Here is a 16,314-nt window from a genome sequence, read left to right on the forward strand (position 1 = left end):
AAGGCAGGGAAGGGCGCCATGTACGTTCGCAGCATCTACGCAACGGGTGATCCGGCCGAGCTCGCCGGAGTCGCCGAGGCGCTCCGGACCGACGGGCGCGCGCTGCTGTCGGCGCAACCGGGCTTTCGCGGGATGGGGCTGTTCGCCGACCACGAACTCGGCAAGCTCCTGGTGGGATCGTGGTGGGAGGACGAGGCCTCCCGGCAGGCCAGCTACGAGAACCTGAGCAAGCGGCGGGCCGAGATGATGGCGCCCTTCGCGCAGACCGTGGCGGTCGACAACTGGGAAGCGGCGGTGACCCGGCGCGCAGAGGAACTCAGGCCGGGCGCCGGGTTCCGGCTGGTCCGCATGGACGTCGAGCCGCCCGACATCGACCTGCTGGTGGACACGTTCCGCGACGCCTCACTGCCCAAGGTCCAGAAGGTCCCCGGACTGGCCGGCATCTCCCTGCTCGTCGACCGCGAGCGGGGCAGAGCCGCTGTCGGCGCGCTCTACACCGACCACGACGCACTCGTGGCATCGCGCGGCGCCGTCGCGGCGCTCCGCGGAGAGGCCGCGGCGAAGGCCCGAGCGACCACCAGCAGCCTTGAGGAATTCGAGGTGATCATCGCAACGGCGGTCCCCCACACCTGACCCCGCGCCCGCCGTGACCACACATTGAAGCGGAACGTTCAGCGCAGCGCTCCCACCTGCGAGAACACGGCTCTGGAAGTGGGCATCCAGCACCGAAGAAGTGGTGTACACATGGCACACTCGGTACGCTTGAGCGCATGACACAGCCGCTGCCCATAGAGTCCATCCGCGACGTGCGCGCCCACTTGGCGGAAGTCGTGGAGCGCGCGGACCGCGACGACGTGCCCACGGTCATCACGCGCCGGGGCAAGCAAGTCGCCGCCGTCGTCTCCATCGAGGTGCTGCGCAAGTACCAGGAGTGGGAAGAGCGCGAGATCAACCGGATCATCGACGAGCGCATGGCCAACCCGGCACCCGGCATCCCGATCGAGGACATCATGAGGGAGACGCTGGCGCGCGGTGAGTGAGTACCGAACCGTCTTCCGCCCCGAGGCGCAGGCCGAGCTTCGGAAGATCCCTCGCGACATGGCACTGCGCATCCTCGCCAAGCTGACCGAGCTGGAGAGCGACCCCCTCGGCTTCAACACGACCGCGCTCGTGTCGCAGCCGGAACGCCGTCGACTACGAGTCGGCGACTACCGAGTCGTCTACACGATCGACAACGGGGAGCTCGTGGTCTGGGTGGTACACGTCGGGCATCGCTCCGCCGTTTACGACACGTGACGCCGACTGATTCGACGTCGGAATATCCAGCACCCGTCCAGCACGGTGACGACGAAGGGGTCGGCTCCCGGAGGAGTCGACCCCTTCTGACCTGCCCGCTTGAAGGCTTGCCCAGCGTGCCGTAACAGGTTGCTTACACGTTGAAGCGGAACTCCACCACGTCGCCGTCCTGCATGACGTAGTCCTTGCCTTCCATGCGGGCCTTGCCCTTCGAGCGGGCCTCGGCCACCGAGCCGCATTCGACCAGGTCCGCGAAGGAGATGACCTCCGCCTTGATGAAGCCGCGCTGGAAGTCGGTGTGGATGACGCCGGCCGCCTCCGGGGCGGTGGCGCCCTTCTTGATGGTCCAGGCGCGGGTTTCCTTCGGGCCTGCCGTCAGGTAGGTCTGCAGGCCCAGCGTGGCGAAGCCGACGCGGCCCAGGGTGGCCATGCCCGGCTCGTCCTGGCCGACCGACTGGAGGAGCTCGAGGGCCTCGTCGTCCTCCAGCTCGATGAGCTCCTGCTCCAGCTTCGCGTTCAGGAAGATGGCCTCGGCCGGGGCGACCAGGGCGCGCTGCTCGTCCTTGAAGGCCTCGTCCGTCAGCTCGTCCTCGTCCACGTTGAAGACGTAGAGGAAGGGCTTCGTGGTGAGGAGGTGCAGCTCGTGGAGGAGGTCGCCCTGCTCCGTGCCCTTGGTGATGCCCTTCGAGAAGAGCGTGTCGCCCGCTTCGAGGATCTTCTTGGCCTCGACGACGGCCGCGAGGACCGCGACCTTCTCCTTCTGGAGGCGGGACTCCTTCGTCAGGCGCGGCTCGGCCTTCTCGATCGACTGGAGGTCGGCGAGGATCAGCTCGGTGTTGATCGTCTCGATGTCGTCCTTGGGCGAGACCTTGCCGTCGACGTGGACGACGTTCTCGTCCTTGAAGGCGCGGATGACCTGGCAGATCGCGTCCGACTCGCGGATGTTCGCGAGGAACTTGTTGCCGAGGCCCTCGCCCTCCGAGGCGCCGCGCACGATGCCGGCGATGTCGACGAAGTCGACCGTGGCCGGGAGGACGCGCTGGGAGCCGAAGATGCCGGCCAGGGTCGCCAGGCGGGAGTCGGGGACGCCGACGACGCCGACGTTCGGCTCGATGGTGGCGAACGGGTAGTTGGCCGCCAGCACGTCGTTCTTGGTCAGGGCGTTGAACAGGGTCGACTTGCCGACATTCGGCAGGCCGACGATTCCGATCGTGAGCGACACGTTGGCGACTTCCCGTAGCTGGAGGGGGCGGCGGCCCGGGTGTGGGCCACCGGACAGTTTACTTTCCGATGAGTGGCGGTGGATGTACGCGTGTCCGGGACCGGATCCGGCGGCTTCCCCGCCTAGTTTTGTGGGGTGGAGCAATACAGGACGCGACCGGTCCCTCACCCCCAGCGAGCGCCGAGGCCCCAGCGGCCCGTGCGGCCCCCGCGCCCCCCGGCGCAGCGCACGCGACCGGCCGCGTCCGCCGCGAGCGTCGCGCGGCGGCTGCCGCGGCCTCGGCTGACGGGGCTCGGCGGCGGGTTGTTCGCGTGCGCCGCCATGGTGCTGGTGGCCGGGTTCGCCTGGCTGCTCTTCGACTCGTCACTGTTCGTGTACGGGCTGTTGTTCCCGCCCGTCGCCGCGGCCACTGCCCTGTGGGTGCGGCCCGCCGACCTGATCACCGCGCCGATCGCCGCCCCGATCGCCTTCGCCGCCGGAGTCTGGCCCGTCTCGGGCGGCTCCGGCGGCTTCGGCGGGCAGCTGATGGGGCTGGTGTCCGCGCTGTCCCTGCACGCCGGGTGGCTGTACGCGGGGACGCTGGTCGCCGCCCTGATCGCCGTCGTGCGCAAGGCCGTGCTGATCGGGCGGCGGAGGGTTCCCCGACGCGTGCCCGGCTAGGACGTGTGGGCCGCTTTCGCGGCCATGGCGGCGCCCACGATGCCCGCGTTGTTCTGGAGCTTCGCGGGGACGATCTCCGCCCGGATGCCCTCGATCAGCGGCAGGAACTTCTCCGGCTTGCGGCTGACCCCGCCGCCGATGATGAAGAGGTCCGGGGAGAACAGCATCTCCACATGGGCCAGGTACTTCTGCAGCCGGTGCGCCCAGCGCTCCCAGCTGAGGTCCCCGTCCTCCTTGGCCTTCACCGACGCCCGCGTCTCCGCGTCGTGGCCCTTGAGCTCCAGGTGGCCGAGCTCCGAGTTCGGCACCAGGCGCCCGTCCGTGAACAGGGCGCTGCCGATGCCCGTTCCCAGGGTGAGCAGGATGACCGTGCCCAGGCGGTCGGCGCCCGCCCCGTACGTCATCTCCGCGACGCCCGCCGCGTCCGCGTCGTTGAGGACCGTCACCGGCAGACCGCCCAGCTCGCGCGAGAGGAGGCCCGCGGCGTCGGCGCCGACCCACCCCTTGTCGACGTTGGCCGCCGAGCGGGTGATCCCGTTGGTGACGACGCCCGGGAAGGTGACCCCGACCGGCCCCGACCAGGAGAAGGCGCCCACCACCTCCGCGACGCAGCCGGCCACCCCCTCGGGGGTGGCCGGATGTGGTGTCAGTACCTTGTGGCGCTCCTGTGCCAGGTCGCCCTTGGCCAGGTCCACGGGAGCGCCCTTGATCCCGGATCCGCCGATGTCCACACCCATGATCTGCATGGACATACCGTACGAAACCAGTTACTTGTCCGCGACCAGTTCGGCCGCTTCGGCGCGCAGGTCGCGGCGCAGTTCCTTCGGGAGGGAGAAGACGATCGACTCCTCGGCCGTCTTGACGATCTCCACGTCGGCGTAGCCGCGGGCGGCCAGCCACTCCAGGACCTCCTCGACCAGCACCTCCGGCACCGAGGCGCCCGAGGTCAGGCCGACCGTGGTGACGCCCTCCAGCCAGGCCTCGTCGATCTCGCTCGCGAAGTCGACGAGGTGGGCGGCCTTGGCGCCGGCGTCCTTGGCGACCTCGACCAGCCGGATGGAGTTCGAGGAGTTCTTCGAGCCGACCACGATGACCAGGTCGGAGTCGGCGCCCATCACCTTGACGGCGGCCTGACGGTTCGAGGTGGCGTAGCAGATGTCGTCGCTGGGCGGGGAGACGAGCAGCGGGAACTTCGTCTTCAGCGCGTCGACCGTCTCCATGGTCTCGTCGACGGAGAGGGTGGTCTGGGAGAGCCAGACGACCTTGGACTCGTCGCGGACCTCGACCTTGGCCACGTCCTGCGGGCCGTCGACGATGGTGATGTGGTCCGGGGCCTCGCCGGAGGTGCCGATGACCTCCTCGTGGCCCTCGTGGCCGATGAGGAGGATGTCGAAGTCCTCGTTCGCGTAGCGGATCGCTTCCTTGTGCACCTTGGTGACGAGCGGGCACGTGGCGTCGATCGTCGCGAGCTTGCCGCGCGCCGCCTCCTCGTGCACCACCGGCGCCACGCCGTGCGCGGAGAACATCACGATGTTGCCCGCGGGCACCTCTTCGGTCCGCTCGACGAAGATGGCGCCCTTCTTCTCCAGGGTCTGCACGACGTACTTGTTGTGCACGATCTCGTGCCGGACGTACACCGGCGCACCGTACTGCTCGAGGGCTTTCTCGACGGCGATCACGGCTCGGTCCACGCCCGCGCAGTAGCCGCGGGGCGCGGCGAGCAGGACACGGCGGGAAGCGGAAGCAGGGGCGGGAGCAGTCATGTGCTCCATCGTACGGGGGTCTTCAGCAGGCCGTACGTCCCCCGTTCGGCACACACTTGCCGGGAAGATCAGAAGAAACGTCCCGACAGTCACCCGGAGGACTGATGGCGTCCGCTACGGATTCCGGCAACGCCGCGCCCAGAGGTGCCGATGGGGGTGCGACCACCACCCTGCGGCGGAATCTCGGCTTCCGGGATCTGGTCGTCTACGGGCTGCTCTTCATCGCCCCGATGGCCCCGGTCGGGGTGTTCGGCACCCTCGACGCGAAGTCGCACGGCGCCGTCGCCCTGGTCTACCTCGCCGCGACCGTCGCGATGGCGTTCACGGCCTTCTCGTACGCGCAGATGGTGCGCGTCGCCCCGCAGGCCGGCTCGGTCTTCACCTACGCCCGCAAGGGCCTGGGCGAGGGGGCGGGGCTGATCGCCGGGTGGATGGCGATGCTCGACTACCTGCTGATCCCGGCGGTCGCGTACCTGTTCTCGGGGATCGCGATGAACGCGCTGGTGCCGGAGGTCTCCCGGTGGGTGTGGACGGCGCTGGCGGTGGTCGTGACCACCGGCCTCAACCTGTGGGGCGTACGGACGGCCGCGCGGGTCGGTTTCGCCGTGCTGGCCATGGAGGTCCTGGTCCTGCTGGTCTTCCTGGTGGCGGCGGTGACGGTGCTGGTCCGGGACGGGGCGCAGCGCGGGCTGCTCTCCCCGCTGACGGGCGACGGTTCGCTCGGCTTCAGCGTGGGCGCGGTGCTCACGGCGGTGTCGGTGGCGGTGCTGTCGTACCTGGGCTTCGACGCGATCGTCTCCTTCGCGGAGGAGGTGACGGGGGGCTCCCGGCGGGTGGCGCGGGCGGTGCTGTTCTGCCTGGGGCTGGCGGGTGCGCTGTTCATCGCGCAGACCTATCTGGTGGCGCTGCTCAGCCCGGTCTCCTCGGCGGAGCTGGCGGCCGATCCGGGGTTGCAGGGCCCGGCCTTCTACAACGCCGTGGAGGCCTCGATCGGCTCCTGGCTGCACGACCTGGTGGCGATCAGCAAGGCCATCGGGGCGGCCTTCGCGGCGCTGGCCGGGCAGGCGGCGGCGGGCCGGCTGGTGTTCGCGATGGCCCGCGAGGGGCGGCTGCCGAGGGCGCTGGCGCGGACCTCGGACGGCACTCCGCGGGTGGCTCTGGTGGTGGCGGCGACGGTCACGCTGGTCGCCGCGCTGTGGGCGGCCGGTCGCGACGACGGGCTGGACCACCTGGTCTCGGTGGTGGACGTGGGGGCGCTGGTGGCGTTCACGCTGCTGCACGCGTCGGTGGTCGGCTGGTTCGTGGTCAAGCGGCGCGAGGGGCCGCCGAACTGGTGGAAGCACCTGGTCATGCCGGTGCTGGGTGCGGTGGTGACGGTGGCGGTGATCGTCGAGGCCTCGTGGGCGGCGCAGGTGGTGGGGGCGGTGTGGCTGGGGGTGGGCCTGTGCGTGCTGCTCGCGCAGCGCGGGCGCCGGTCACCGTAGCCGGGGCTCCGCCCCCGCACCGCGCGCCTCCCGCGGGGTGGCGTGGTCTTGCCGGGCGCGGCACCGTTCCGGGGGCGCTGCCCCCGCGCCGCGCGCCTCCCGCGGGGTGGCGTGGTCTTGCCGGGCGCGGCACCGCTGCCGGGGCTCCGCCCCGGACCCCGCGCCTCAAACGCCGGCGGGGCTGGAGGGTGTCCTGGAGCGGGACCGGCCGGGTTGGGGCGGGGGCCCTCCGGAGTGTCTCCTCGTCCTCGCGCCTGCGGGCACCGCGAGAGGAGTCGGGGTGGTTGCGCGCTCGTCCTGCGGGGACCCTCCTGCGGACCCCCACCCCAACAGCACGATCCCGCCCCGGCCGGGCAGGGCCTTGCCGGACTGTCGGAGCGGGGGCACGGTGGGGCGTCCCCGCAGGACGAGCGCGCAACCAGCCTCAGCGGTTTCACGGTGCCCGCAGGCGCGAGGACGAGGAGACGCCCCGCCGGGACACCGCGCAGGACCCGCACGACCGAGGCCCCGAAAGGCAAAACCCAGCCCCTCCGGCGATTGAGGAGCGGGGGCGCGGGGGCGGAGCCCCCGAAACGGCGCCGCACCCGGCACGACCAGGGGCACCACGACCAGCCCCTCCGGCGATTGAGGAGCGGGGTCCGGGGCGGAGCCCCGGCAACGGACCCGCACCGGACAGCGGGCACCAGCCAACCTCCAGCCCCGCCGGAGGCGAGAGGCGCGGGGCCAGCGCCCCCGGAACGGCGCCGCACCCGGCAGCCCAACCGCACCGCACCGCACCGCACCCCGCGCCGCTACGTGTCCAAGTGGCCCGTGTCGTTCCAGCGCTCCAGCGCAGGGGCCCCGTACGCCCAGCCCAGGACCGACAGCGACGTCGGGTCCAGCCGGATCCGCGCACCGAAGGAGACGTCGAAGCCGAGCCAGCGCGCGGCCAGCGTCCGCAGGATGTGGCCGTGCGCGAAGACGAGGACGTCCCGCTCGGCCGAACGGGCCCACGCGACCAGCTCGTCCGCCCGCGCCCCCACGTCGGCGACCGACTCGCCGCCGGGGACGCCGTCGCGCCAGATCAGCCAGCCGGGCCGGACCGCCTGGATCTCGGCCGGGGTCATGCCCTCGTAGTCGCCGTAGTCCCACTCCATCAGCGCGTCCCACGGATCGGCCTGCGCACCGAAGCCCGCCAGGTCGCAGCTCTCGCTCGCGCGGACGAGCGGGCTCGTGCGGACCTCCACGCCCGGCAGGCCGTTCCACGGCGCACGGGCCAGCCGCTCGCCGAGCAGCTTCGCGCCCTGGCGGCCCTCCTCCAGCATCGGCACGTCCGTGCGTCCTGTGTGCTTGCCGAGCTTGGACCACGCCGTCTGGCCGTGACGGGCCAGCAGGATGCGGGGGGCCATGTGAGTTCTCCCGGTTATACGGCTGTTGAGGCAATTGGAACGATTCCAGCGTCCGTACATCATCCCACCGCCGTTTTCCGGACGAAGCCCGCGATTGTCAGTGGCGGATGGGACACTTCCGCGGGTGAGCTCTTACCCGCCCAGCAGCCCTGCGCAGCCGACCACACTGCGGCAGCGGCTCGCCGGTCTGCGCGGCCCCGCCGTGCCCCCGCGCCCGCTCGACGCCCGGGCGCTGGCCGCGCTCGCCGCCAACCCCGGCTGCGGCCGACGCGCCCTGCTCGACGGCGCGGGAGTGGACAAGACCGTCCTCGCCTCCGCCCTCGGTTCGCCCGCCGCCTTCGGGCAGTCGCAGTTCGCCATCGTGCGCGGCAACTCCTTCGAGGCCAAGGTCAAGGGCGACGGCGGCGCCGAGCTGCTGCGACTGGTGTACGAGCACCTCGGCGCGGGCGCCGAACCGCCCGGCCGGGACGCCCTCGTCCCCGATCTGGCCGCCGCCGGCCCCGAGGGCCGCGCCGCCCGGACCGCGCTCGCCCTGCGCGAGGCGACCGGCGCCGGGACCTGGACGCTGCTGGACCACCCCATGCTGGCCCTGGAGGTGGCGGGCTCCCCCGCCTACCTGGAGCCGGACGCCGTCGTCGTCCACCCCGACGGCCGCTGGACCGTCGTGGAGATCAAGTCGTTCCCGATGATCGACGGATCCGCGGACGCCGCGAAGGTGGGCGCCGCCGCCCGACAGGCCGCCGTGTACGTCCTGGCCCTGGAGAAGACCGCCCGGAAGCTGCCCGGCGCCGAGGTCGGGCACACCGTGCTGCTGGTCTGCCCGAAGGACTTCTCCAACCTGCCCACCGCCTCCGCCGTCGACATCCGCCGCGAGCGCTCCGTGACGCTGCGCCAGTTGGAGCGGCTGACCCGGGTCGACGAGTTGGCCGCCGCGCTCCCCGAGGGCCTCACCTTCGACCCGGCGCGCACCGCCGAGGAGCTCGCCGAAGCCGTGGCCGCGGTGGACGCCTCGTACGCCCCCGAGTGCCTGGCCGCCTGCGAGCTGGCCTTCCACTGCCGGGAGCGGGCCCGAGCCGCCGGTGAGGTGACCGCGCTGGGTCGTTCCGTACGAGGTGAGCTGGGCACGCTGACCACCATCGAGGCGGCCCTCGCGGCGGCCGCCGCCGGGGCGGGCCCCGAGGGCGATCCGACGGCCGAGGCCCTGCGCCACGCGGCCCGGCTGCGCGCCGAGGCCCTGGAGGAGGCCGCCGCCCGCCCGCCGTACGACCTGCCGGAGACCCCCGAATGCCCCTGCTGAACACCCTGGCCCGGCTGGAGGCCGTCCGCGCGGGCCGCGCCCAGCCGCTCGCGACCGTGCGCCACCGGCACCTGAGCGAGAACCCGCTGGTCTTCGTGCCGCTGACCACCGCCGGTGAGGCCGGCGCCCCGCTGGGCGCGATGGTCGGCACGGACCGGCACGAGCCGCGCGTCTTCGTGATACCCCAGCCGCGCGACCGCGACCTGCGCTGGGCGTTCCTCGCGGACCTGGCCGTGCACGTGCTGGACCACATCGACGGGTACGCGGACGCCGTGGAGCTCGTCGAGCGCAACGAGACCGACCCCGAGACGGGGAAGCGGTCCAAGGTCGAGGCCGAACTGTGCCTGGACGCGCCGCAGCTGATCGTGCCGAGCCGGGCGGGCATCGAGTACGTCCGGCTGCTGGGGCGGTCGATGCGTTTCCGGCGTACGGCCGAGGAGGATCCGGAGAATCCGTATCCGGCCCCGGCCCGGGTGCCGCTGCTGGGGCGCTGGTTCACGCACCTCGCCGAGCGTTCGCGGGTGCCCGGTTCCTCGCTGCTGCTGTCGGCGACGGATCTGCTGTCCCGGCACTGGGCGACCGGCCAGAGCAACCTGGAGGACCAGCACCTGGCCGCCCTCCTGGCCTGGATCGCGCCCCCGGAGGGCGAATCCGGTGCCGTGGCGGCGGAGCGGGCCGAGCTGGCCCGGGACCGCGACGGCCGGCTGCTGGTCCCGCCCGCCGGTCCGGCCACCGACCCGGCTTTCGACAACAAGCTGCTGGCCCCGGCGATGGCCCGCTACGACGCCGCGCGCACGGCCCTCGCGACGGGGCCCGGGGACGACGACCGTGAAGTGCGCATGGCCGAACGGGCCGTGCGCCGGCTGGTCGTGGACCAGATGTCGAGCACGTGGTGGAGCACGTGGGCGGCGATCGACCTGGCCCGCACGCTGCCGCCCGGCGAGCGGGCCGAGGAGCGCTGGACGCGCGACCGCTGGTCGTACACGGGCCACCGGGACCGCGTACGGGCGGGCGAACCGCCGCAGCCGCGCCACGACGACGCGGTGACGGCGGCTCAGAAGCTGGCCACGCGCGAGACCGAGCAGGTGCGGCTCGACGCCCAGGAGGCGTTGGACGACCCCCTGGTCATGGCGGGCCGGAGGCTCTCCGGCGAGGCCTTCGCCGGTGAGGTCACCGACGTGGTGATGGAGTGGACGGACTCGAAGCGGCCGAGCCCGCGCCCCCTGGTGACGGTGGCCACCGAGGACCGGCCCGGGCTCGGCGAGGGGGGCGGCGGAAAGGTGTTCCGCTCGTTGGACGGGCGTCCGCAGTCGGCGCGGTTCGTGCGGTACGAGGGCGAGGGCCTGGTCGTGCTGCGGCTGCTCGACAAGATGGGCCGCGGCCGAGATCCGGAACCGGGCTCGGTGCCGGAGAAGGGCGACCGGGTGTGCTGGACGCTCTTCGAGCACGACGCGCGCGGCGGCCCCCGGCTGCCGGACCCGGAGCAGACCCCGTGGACGCACGGCGGCCCTCCGGGACACCTGACCGCCCCCGCGCTGCCCGACTCCGTGACCGACGAGGACCTGCTGTGACCGCGAACGACTCCTCCGCGGCCTTCGACCCGGGGGCCGCGGCCGCCGAGGCGACCGCCGCCATCCTGCGCGACACCCTGTACGGGGCCGAGCGGGGCGTGGTCGTCGACTCCCCGCCCGGTGCCGGCAAGTCCACGCTCGTGGTCCGGGCGGCCCGGGAGCTGGCCGCGGCCGGGCGCCGGCTGATGGTGGTGGCGCAGACCAACGCCCAGGTCGACGACCTGGTGCTGCGGCTCGCCGACAAGGACCCGGAGCTGAAGGTCGGCCGGCTGCACAGCAGCGACGGTGACGCCTACGACCCCGCGCTGCGCGAGCTCCCCTCGGTCACCCTGTCCGCCAAGCCGGGTGACCTGGCCGAACTGCCCATCACCATCTCCACGGCGGCGAAGTGGGCCTACGTCAAGGACACGGAGCCCTGGGAGCACGCGATCGTCGACGAGGCGTACCAGATGCGCTCCGACGCGCTGCTGGCCGTGGCGGGCCTGTTCGAGCGGGCGCTGTTCGTGGGCGACCCGGGACAGTTGGACCCCTTCAGCGTGGTCGGCGCCGAGCAGTGGGCGGGGCTTTCCTACGACCCGTCCGCCTCGGCCGTGTCCACCCTCCTCGCGCACAACCCGGGGCTGCCGCAGCACCGGCTCCCGGTGTCCTGGCGGCTCCCGGCGTCGGCCGCGCCGCTGGTCTCCCGCGCCTTCTACCCGTACACGCGGTTCCGCAGCGGTACGGGCCCGGGAGAGCGCCGGCTCTCGTACGGGGTCCCCTCGGACGGCTCCGGCCCGGACCGGGTTCTGGACGAGGCCGCCGAGTCGGGCTGGGGGCTGCTGGAACTGCCGGCCCGGCACACCCCGCGCACCGACCCGGAGGCGGTGGCGGCGGTGGCCCTGGTGGTGCGCCGCGCGCTGGACCGCGGGACGGTCACCACCGACGAGCAGTCCCCGGACCCCACTCCCCTGACCGCCGACCGGATCGCGGTCGGCACCGCCCACCGCGACCAGGCGGCCGCGGTCCGCGCCGCCCTGTCGGCCCTCGGGGTCACGGGCGTCACGGTGGACACCGCGAACCGCCTCCAGGGCCGCGAGTACGACCTCACGGTGGTCCTGCACCCCCTGTCGGGCCGCCCGGACGCCACGGCCTTCCACCTGGAGACGGGCCGCCTGTGCGTCCTGGCCTCCCGCCACCGCCACGCCTGCGTGGTCGTGGCCCGCGCGGGCATAGCGGAGCTCCTGGACGACCATCCGTCGACGGAGCCGGTGCAGCTGGGGGTGACGGTGAAGTTCCCGGACGGCTGGGAGGCCAACCACTCGGTCCTGGCCCACCTGGCGGAACACCGCGTGAGCTGGCGGCCCTAGGGCGACTGCCGGACCCGCTACCGGGGCGTCTTGCGTTCGGCGCCGAGGCGGATGCGGAGGGTCTCGCCGACCTCGGCGAGGACGCCGAGCTGTTCCGGGGTCAGGATGTCGATCAGGTGGCGGCGCACCGATGCGACGTGGAGCGGGGCGGCCGTGGTGATCGTCTCGACGCCGGCCGCGGTGAGGACCACCTCCGCGCCCCGGCCGTCGGCGGCCACGTCCTCGCGGCGGACGATGCCGCGCTGCTCCATCCGGGTGAGCTGGTGCGACAGCCTGCTGCGCGACCAGTGCATCATTTCGGCCAGTTTGCTGATCCTCATCCGGTGGCCGTCCGTGGAACCGAGCACGGACAGGACGTCGTAGTCCGCCTCGGAAAGGGCGCTGTCCTGGCTGAGATCGCGCGCGATCTCCGCGTTGACCAGCGGGAACATCCGACGCCAGGCGTACCAGGCGTCCTGCTCGGGCTCCGTGAGCCAGCGCGGCGGCTCGGATGCGGGGGTCATGTCCGCACTCTAGCCAGATCGATGACACATCATCTACCTGGTTGACACATCACCCATCTCCGGGTTTTATAGGTGACACGTCAACAAACAACGGCGCCGACCGATCGGGAGTTCCACACCGTGACCCGCCTGCACGTCATCTCCGCAGCCACCCGCCCCACCTCCTCCGGCCGCCCGCTCGCCCAGTGGGTCGCCGAGCAGGCCCGCAGCCGCGGCGACTTCGAGGTCACCCCCGTCGACCTCGCCGAGATCGCACTGCCCTTCCTGGACGAGCCCGAGTACGCCTCCAGCGGCGTCTACACCCACCAGCACACCAAGGACTGGAGCGCGCTGATCGACTCGGCGGACGCCCTGCTCTTCGTGCTGCCGATGTACAACGGCGGCTTCACCGCCCCCTTCAAGAACGCCATCGACTTCCTCTACAACGAGTGGAAGGGCAAGCCGGTAGGCATCGTCAGCTACAGCGCGGGCCCCACGGGCGGCGTCCCGGCCGCCCAGATGCTGCTGCCGGTGCTCACCCAGCTGGGCATGGTGCCCGCCGAGCGCTCCGTGGCGGTCCCGGGCATCCCGAAGCTGGTCGGGCCGGACGGGTTCCAGGCTCCCGAGGGGCTCGCGGACGAGCTGACCGGCGTACTCGACGACGTGGCGCTGCTGGCCGCGCAGCGGGCTGCCGAGGCCGTGTCGGCCTGACCGGCGCGCGGCCCCTCCGTGCGCCCTTGCGGGGCGTTGGACAATGGACGGTGGCCCGGAAAGCATTCGCACGCGCAGCAGGAGGACACGCATGGCAGAGCCAGAGCGGACCGAGCGGAGGCTGCGGCCCGCGCCGCTGCTCTTCGAACCGTCCGAGGTCGTGGCGGATCCGGAGCACTTCTTCGACCTGGAGTCGATAGAGGACCCTCGGGAGCTGCTCGCCCGTGCGACGGAGCTGACTCTGGCGTTCCGGGCCGCGCAGGAGCGCGCGGTGGAGTTCCAGGCGGTGGCCGCGGCGCAGCTGGCGGACCCCCGGCGGTTCGACCGGATGTCCCCGGCGGCCATCGCCGAGCGGGCGGAGTGGACCGAGGACTACGCCCGCAAGATGATCGAATTCGGCGAGTCGCTGCAGCGCCCCGAGACCCCGTAGCGCTCCGGGCCGAACCGCCGCGCGGGGCCTCCTGGGACGCCGCCCCGGACCCCGCGCCTCAAACGCCGGAGGGGCTGGACCGCGCCGCTGCGCGGCAATCCGGCCGCAGCGGTGCACGTCCGCGCCGCGCGCGCCTCCAGGTCGCCACCGGCCGACTCCAGCCCCGCCAGGGGGGCACCCCCCAGCGGCAGCAGGGGGAGCTTGAGGCGCGGGGTCCGGGTCCGAGCCCCGGCAGCGGCGCCGCGGCCGACCCCGAACGCCGCCGGCCGAGCGCAGCGGACCGGCAGCGGACTGGCATATGCGGGGCGCAACATACACCCGCACCCCCCGCCCCGTCCCCGTTTCCGGTAACTCCCGGAGAGCGGAACATCACACCGGGTAGACCTGGCGTCATGACTCCCGGCTGCCCCGCACTCGAAGTGGACGTACGTACCGCGCCCGCCACCCACGTCACCCCGCAGGGCGCGCACTGGCTCGCCTCCGCCAGTGCGCATCCGGGGCTGACCCTCGCGGCGTGGCAGGCGCGGCCCGCGTCGCCCGCCGCGCTGCCGTGCGGGGTGGCCTTCGACGTCGTCAACGTGCCGCTCGTGGTCGGGCGCCGGATCCTGGACCTGCTCTGGGCCGAGGGGCCCGGCTGCGGGCCGGTCGCCGTGCACCGGGGGCGGATGCTGCTGTTCGCCTCGCCCGGCACCGCCCACCGGCTGCCCGCGCTGCTGGCGTGGGAGGAGTGGGGAGGTTCGCGCACCGTCCCGGCGCCGCTCTGCCACGGGCGGGGCGACGCCGTCACCGTGCCCCCGCTGGCCACCGCGGCCGGTCCTTCGCGCTGGCTGGTGGCCCCCGATTCCCGTACTCCCTGGCTGCCCGGACCCGACGCCCTGCTGTGGGCTTTCGTCCGCGCCGCCCGAGCTGCGGATATCGATTTTTAGTTCCGCGGAACCTCCTGGTAATGTCTACGACGTCAGCAAGCGCCGCTAGCTCAGTTGGTTAGAGCAGCTGACTCTTAATCAGCGGGTCCGGGGTTCGAGTCCCTGGCGGCGCACAGACGGAAGAAGGCCCCCACTCCTCGGAGTGGGGGCCTTCTTCGTTCGCGTGGCCGTGCGGGTGGCCGTTCGGGCGGTCGCTCAGGTGGTGATCTTCACCGTGTACGCGCCCGACGGCGTGCGGTCCGCGACCTCGATCCTGATCCGCTCCCCCGGCACGGTGTACGACTCGCCCACCTCCAGCGGGGCGTCGGCGAGCGGTGGGTACACCGAGTGCTCCCAGCAGGCCTCCGTTCGCGGATGCCCGTCCAGCACTTCGATCGGGCCGCCGCCCGACGCCGCCTCGTTGCGCACCCGGTAGACGAGGACGCCTTCCGTGCAGGTGTTCCCGTCGTTGCCGGCGGAGCCCCGCGCCTCGACGGCGATCGCGCTGCCGGGGCCCGTACGGATCACCGCGAGCCGGGTCCCGCCCGTGCTCCCGCCCGGCGGGATCTGGGACAGCGGTTGCAGGGTGTGCAGCGAGGAGCCCGACTGCACGCAGTCCACCTGGGAGGCGTCCAGCCAGCCCAGCTTCCACTTGTGCCAGGCGAAGAGGTCGGGGGCCATGCCGAACTGGCTGCCCATGACGTCCCAGTCGCCGACGTACGTGTCCCAGTCGCCCTTGCCGTCCGTGGGCCGGTGGTAGAGGTCGGGCAGGTCGAAGACGTGGCCGGTCTCGTGCGCCAGTACGTTGCGGTCGGGCGGGTGGCGTTCGAAGACGGTGACGATCCGCCGCAGCTCCGCGCCGTCCGCGACGATCGGCTGCTCGAAGTTGACGACCTTCGTGGCGTCGGAGTCCACGCCGGGCGCCTCCGGGTCGGCGACGAAGTAGACGACGTCGTACTTGGAGAAGTCCACCTCGGCGTCGGCGACGGCGACCGCGTCGCGCAGGTAGGCCGCCCGGTCCTCGGGGGCCCAGTCGCGCCTTATCCCGTACGCGGTAGACGGTTTCGGCATCCGGATCCAGCTCTTCTGCGGGTGCGGGACCAGGTGGAAGCGGCCGTACGAGGCCTGCTCGAAGAAATCGCTGGTGGCCGGGAAGTAGTCGGCCGTGATCTGCGAGGGCGTCAGGGCCGCGCGGTGGTCGGGGAACGAGAGGAAGACCATCACCGCGTTGAGGGTGCGCTCGGGCTTGGGGTAGGCGCCGTTCCACGAGTCCAGGCCGAGGGAGTGGTGGGCCGCGGTACGGGTCAGCGCGCACGGGCCGGCCCCGGAGTCGGCGACCGCGGGGCCCGCGACGAGCGACATGGCGGCGAGTGCCGACAGCGAGGTGAGCGCGGCAGCCGCACTGCGGAGGCGGGAGCGGTCCACTCCCCCGGGTGTCTGCTGTCGCGGCACATCGACCTCCGGTGGTGGATTCCTACCCTCTCGTCCCACCTTGAGGCGATTGTCTTACTAATGCCTCGTTCCGCTGCCCCACAAGAGTGAGCGGTACGGCAAGTCGGTGACCCCCGGACTTCACGCCGCCACCTACAGAACGTCACGACCGATCACACGAGATCAGCAGGGGCCTCCGCACGCTCACAGCCGCGCAGAAACGATCGCCCGGCCTTTGGCCAACACTTCGTCATCACACCGAACCACCGCCCTCCGCACGGCGACGCCGCTGGATAGGGCCTCCCGGCTGCCTCTATGATCGGCACAC

Annotated in this window: 16 protein-coding genes, 1 tRNA gene and 1 pseudogene; 12 read left to right on the forward strand and 6 right to left on the reverse strand. The window is 72.5% G+C overall.

Annotated features, from left to right (window positions below):
* Positions 1-18: 18 nt before the first annotated feature.
* The 3 genes from ACIQ5Y_RS18645 to ACIQ5Y_RS18655 all read left to right on the forward strand — a co-directional run bounded on the left by ACIQ5Y_RS18645 (position 19) and on the right by ACIQ5Y_RS18655 (position 1,296).
* Positions 19-633, forward strand: coding sequence for an antibiotic biosynthesis monooxygenase (locus tag ACIQ5Y_RS18645; protein WP_403881086.1), 615 nt, complete (start codon positions 19-21; stop codon positions 631-633).
* Positions 634-770: 137 nt separating this feature from the next.
* Positions 771-1,040 carry a type II toxin-antitoxin system Phd/YefM family antitoxin gene (locus tag ACIQ5Y_RS18650; protein ID WP_030744248.1) on the forward strand — a complete coding sequence of 90 codons (270 nt, stop codon included), beginning with the start codon at positions 771-773 and terminating at the stop codon, positions 1,038-1,040.
* Positions 1,033-1,296 (forward strand): type II toxin-antitoxin system RelE/ParE family toxin, encoded by a 264-nt coding sequence (locus ACIQ5Y_RS18655; RefSeq protein ID WP_197990151.1) that lies wholly within the window; start codon positions 1,033-1,035, stop codon positions 1,294-1,296. Before ACIQ5Y_RS18650 ends, ACIQ5Y_RS18655 begins: the two co-directional genes overlap by 8 nt.
* A 133-nt stretch (positions 1,297-1,429) precedes the next feature.
* Here the strand turns inward: ACIQ5Y_RS18655 and ychF are convergent, their stop codons facing one another.
* A complete protein-coding gene (gene ychF / locus ACIQ5Y_RS18660) occupies positions 1,430-2,518 on the reverse strand; it encodes a redox-regulated ATPase YchF (RefSeq protein ID WP_403881090.1) in 1,089 nt (362 codons plus the stop codon).
* A 321-nt stretch (positions 2,519-2,839) separates the two neighbouring features.
* Between ychF and ACIQ5Y_RS18665 the strand changes: the two genes are divergently transcribed.
* A complete protein-coding gene (locus ACIQ5Y_RS18665; RefSeq protein WP_403881093.1) occupies positions 2,840-3,178 on the forward strand; it encodes a DUF6542 domain-containing protein in 339 nt (112 codons plus the stop codon).
* Here ACIQ5Y_RS18665 and ppgK read toward each other — a convergent pair.
* Both ppgK and ACIQ5Y_RS18675 read right to left on the reverse strand, forming a co-directional pair.
* Positions 3,175-3,924, reverse strand: a complete 750-nt coding sequence (ppgK, locus tag ACIQ5Y_RS18670; RefSeq protein ID WP_403881095.1) for a polyphosphate--glucose phosphotransferase — start codon at positions 3,922-3,924, stop codon at positions 3,175-3,177. The two genes, ACIQ5Y_RS18665 and ppgK, sit on opposite strands and share 4 nt — an antisense overlap.
* Before the next feature lie 21 nt (positions 3,925-3,945).
* A complete protein-coding gene (locus tag ACIQ5Y_RS18675; protein ID WP_403881098.1) occupies positions 3,946-4,950 on the reverse strand; it encodes a 4-hydroxy-3-methylbut-2-enyl diphosphate reductase in 1,005 nt (334 codons plus the stop codon).
* 95 nt (positions 4,951-5,045) lie between these two features.
* Between ACIQ5Y_RS18675 and ACIQ5Y_RS18680 the strand changes: the two genes are divergently transcribed.
* Positions 5,046-6,425 (forward strand): APC family permease, encoded by a 1,380-nt coding sequence (locus tag ACIQ5Y_RS18680; protein ID WP_403881101.1) that lies wholly within the window; start codon positions 5,046-5,048, stop codon positions 6,423-6,425.
* Positions 6,426-7,216: 791 nt separating this feature from the next.
* On the opposite strand, the gene ACIQ5Y_RS18685 is transcribed toward ACIQ5Y_RS18680, so the two are convergent.
* Positions 7,217-7,813, reverse strand: a complete 597-nt coding sequence (locus ACIQ5Y_RS18685) for a histidine phosphatase family protein (protein ID WP_403881104.1) — start codon at positions 7,811-7,813, stop codon at positions 7,217-7,219.
* Between the two features lie 124 nt (positions 7,814-7,937).
* Between ACIQ5Y_RS18685 and ACIQ5Y_RS18690 the strand changes: the two genes are divergently transcribed.
* The 3 genes from ACIQ5Y_RS18690 to ACIQ5Y_RS18700 are packed head-to-tail and all read left to right on the forward strand — an operon-like array spanning position 7,938 to position 12,027.
* Entirely contained in the window at positions 7,938-9,110 is a 1,173-nt protein-coding gene (locus ACIQ5Y_RS18690) for a hypothetical protein (protein ID WP_403881107.1), read from the forward strand.
* A complete protein-coding gene (locus ACIQ5Y_RS18695) occupies positions 9,098-10,681 on the forward strand; it encodes a hypothetical protein (protein ID WP_403881110.1) in 1,584 nt (527 codons plus the stop codon). Before ACIQ5Y_RS18690 ends, ACIQ5Y_RS18695 begins: the two co-directional genes overlap by 13 nt.
* Positions 10,678-12,027 (forward strand): AAA domain-containing protein, encoded by a 1,350-nt coding sequence (locus ACIQ5Y_RS18700; protein WP_403881113.1) that lies wholly within the window; start codon positions 10,678-10,680, stop codon positions 12,025-12,027. The genes ACIQ5Y_RS18695 and ACIQ5Y_RS18700 overlap by 4 nt, the downstream gene beginning before the upstream one ends.
* 17 nt (positions 12,028-12,044) lie before the next feature.
* On the opposite strand, the gene ACIQ5Y_RS18705 is transcribed toward ACIQ5Y_RS18700, so the two are convergent.
* Positions 12,045-12,530, reverse strand: a complete 486-nt coding sequence (locus tag ACIQ5Y_RS18705; RefSeq protein WP_403881116.1) for a MarR family winged helix-turn-helix transcriptional regulator — start codon at positions 12,528-12,530, stop codon at positions 12,045-12,047.
* 120 nt (positions 12,531-12,650) lie between these two features.
* Here ACIQ5Y_RS18705 and ACIQ5Y_RS18710 point away from each other — a divergent pair, with 120 nt between their 5' ends.
* From ACIQ5Y_RS18710 to ACIQ5Y_RS18725, 4 genes and pseudogenes are all read left to right on the forward strand, one after another.
* Complete coding sequence (locus ACIQ5Y_RS18710) at positions 12,651-13,220, forward strand: NADPH-dependent FMN reductase (protein WP_403881119.1); 570 nt, start codon at positions 12,651-12,653, stop codon at positions 13,218-13,220.
* 91 nt (positions 13,221-13,311) lie between these two features.
* Positions 13,312-13,650: a hypothetical protein gene (locus ACIQ5Y_RS18715; RefSeq protein WP_403881122.1), complete on the forward strand. Its 339-nt coding sequence runs from the start codon at positions 13,312-13,314 to the stop codon at positions 13,648-13,650.
* A gap of 392 nt (positions 13,651-14,042) precedes the next feature.
* Positions 14,043-14,625: pseudogene (locus ACIQ5Y_RS18720) on the forward strand (bifunctional DNA primase/polymerase).
* A tRNA-Lys gene (locus ACIQ5Y_RS18725) sits at positions 14,616-14,689 on the forward strand. The pseudogene ACIQ5Y_RS18720 and the gene ACIQ5Y_RS18725 overlap by 10 nt, the downstream one beginning before the upstream one ends.
* An 82-nt stretch (positions 14,690-14,771) precedes the next feature.
* On the opposite strand, the gene ACIQ5Y_RS18730 is transcribed toward ACIQ5Y_RS18725, so the two are convergent.
* On the reverse strand, positions 14,772-16,007 hold the full coding sequence (locus ACIQ5Y_RS18730) for a M6 family metalloprotease domain-containing protein (protein WP_403881125.1): 1,236 nt from the start codon (positions 16,005-16,007) through the stop codon (positions 14,772-14,774).
* Positions 16,008-16,314: the final 307 nt, after the last annotated feature.

The organism is Streptomyces sp. NPDC096339 (assembly GCF_044762985.1).
Classification (GTDB): Bacteria; Actinomycetota; Actinomycetes; order Streptomycetales; family Streptomycetaceae; genus Streptomyces.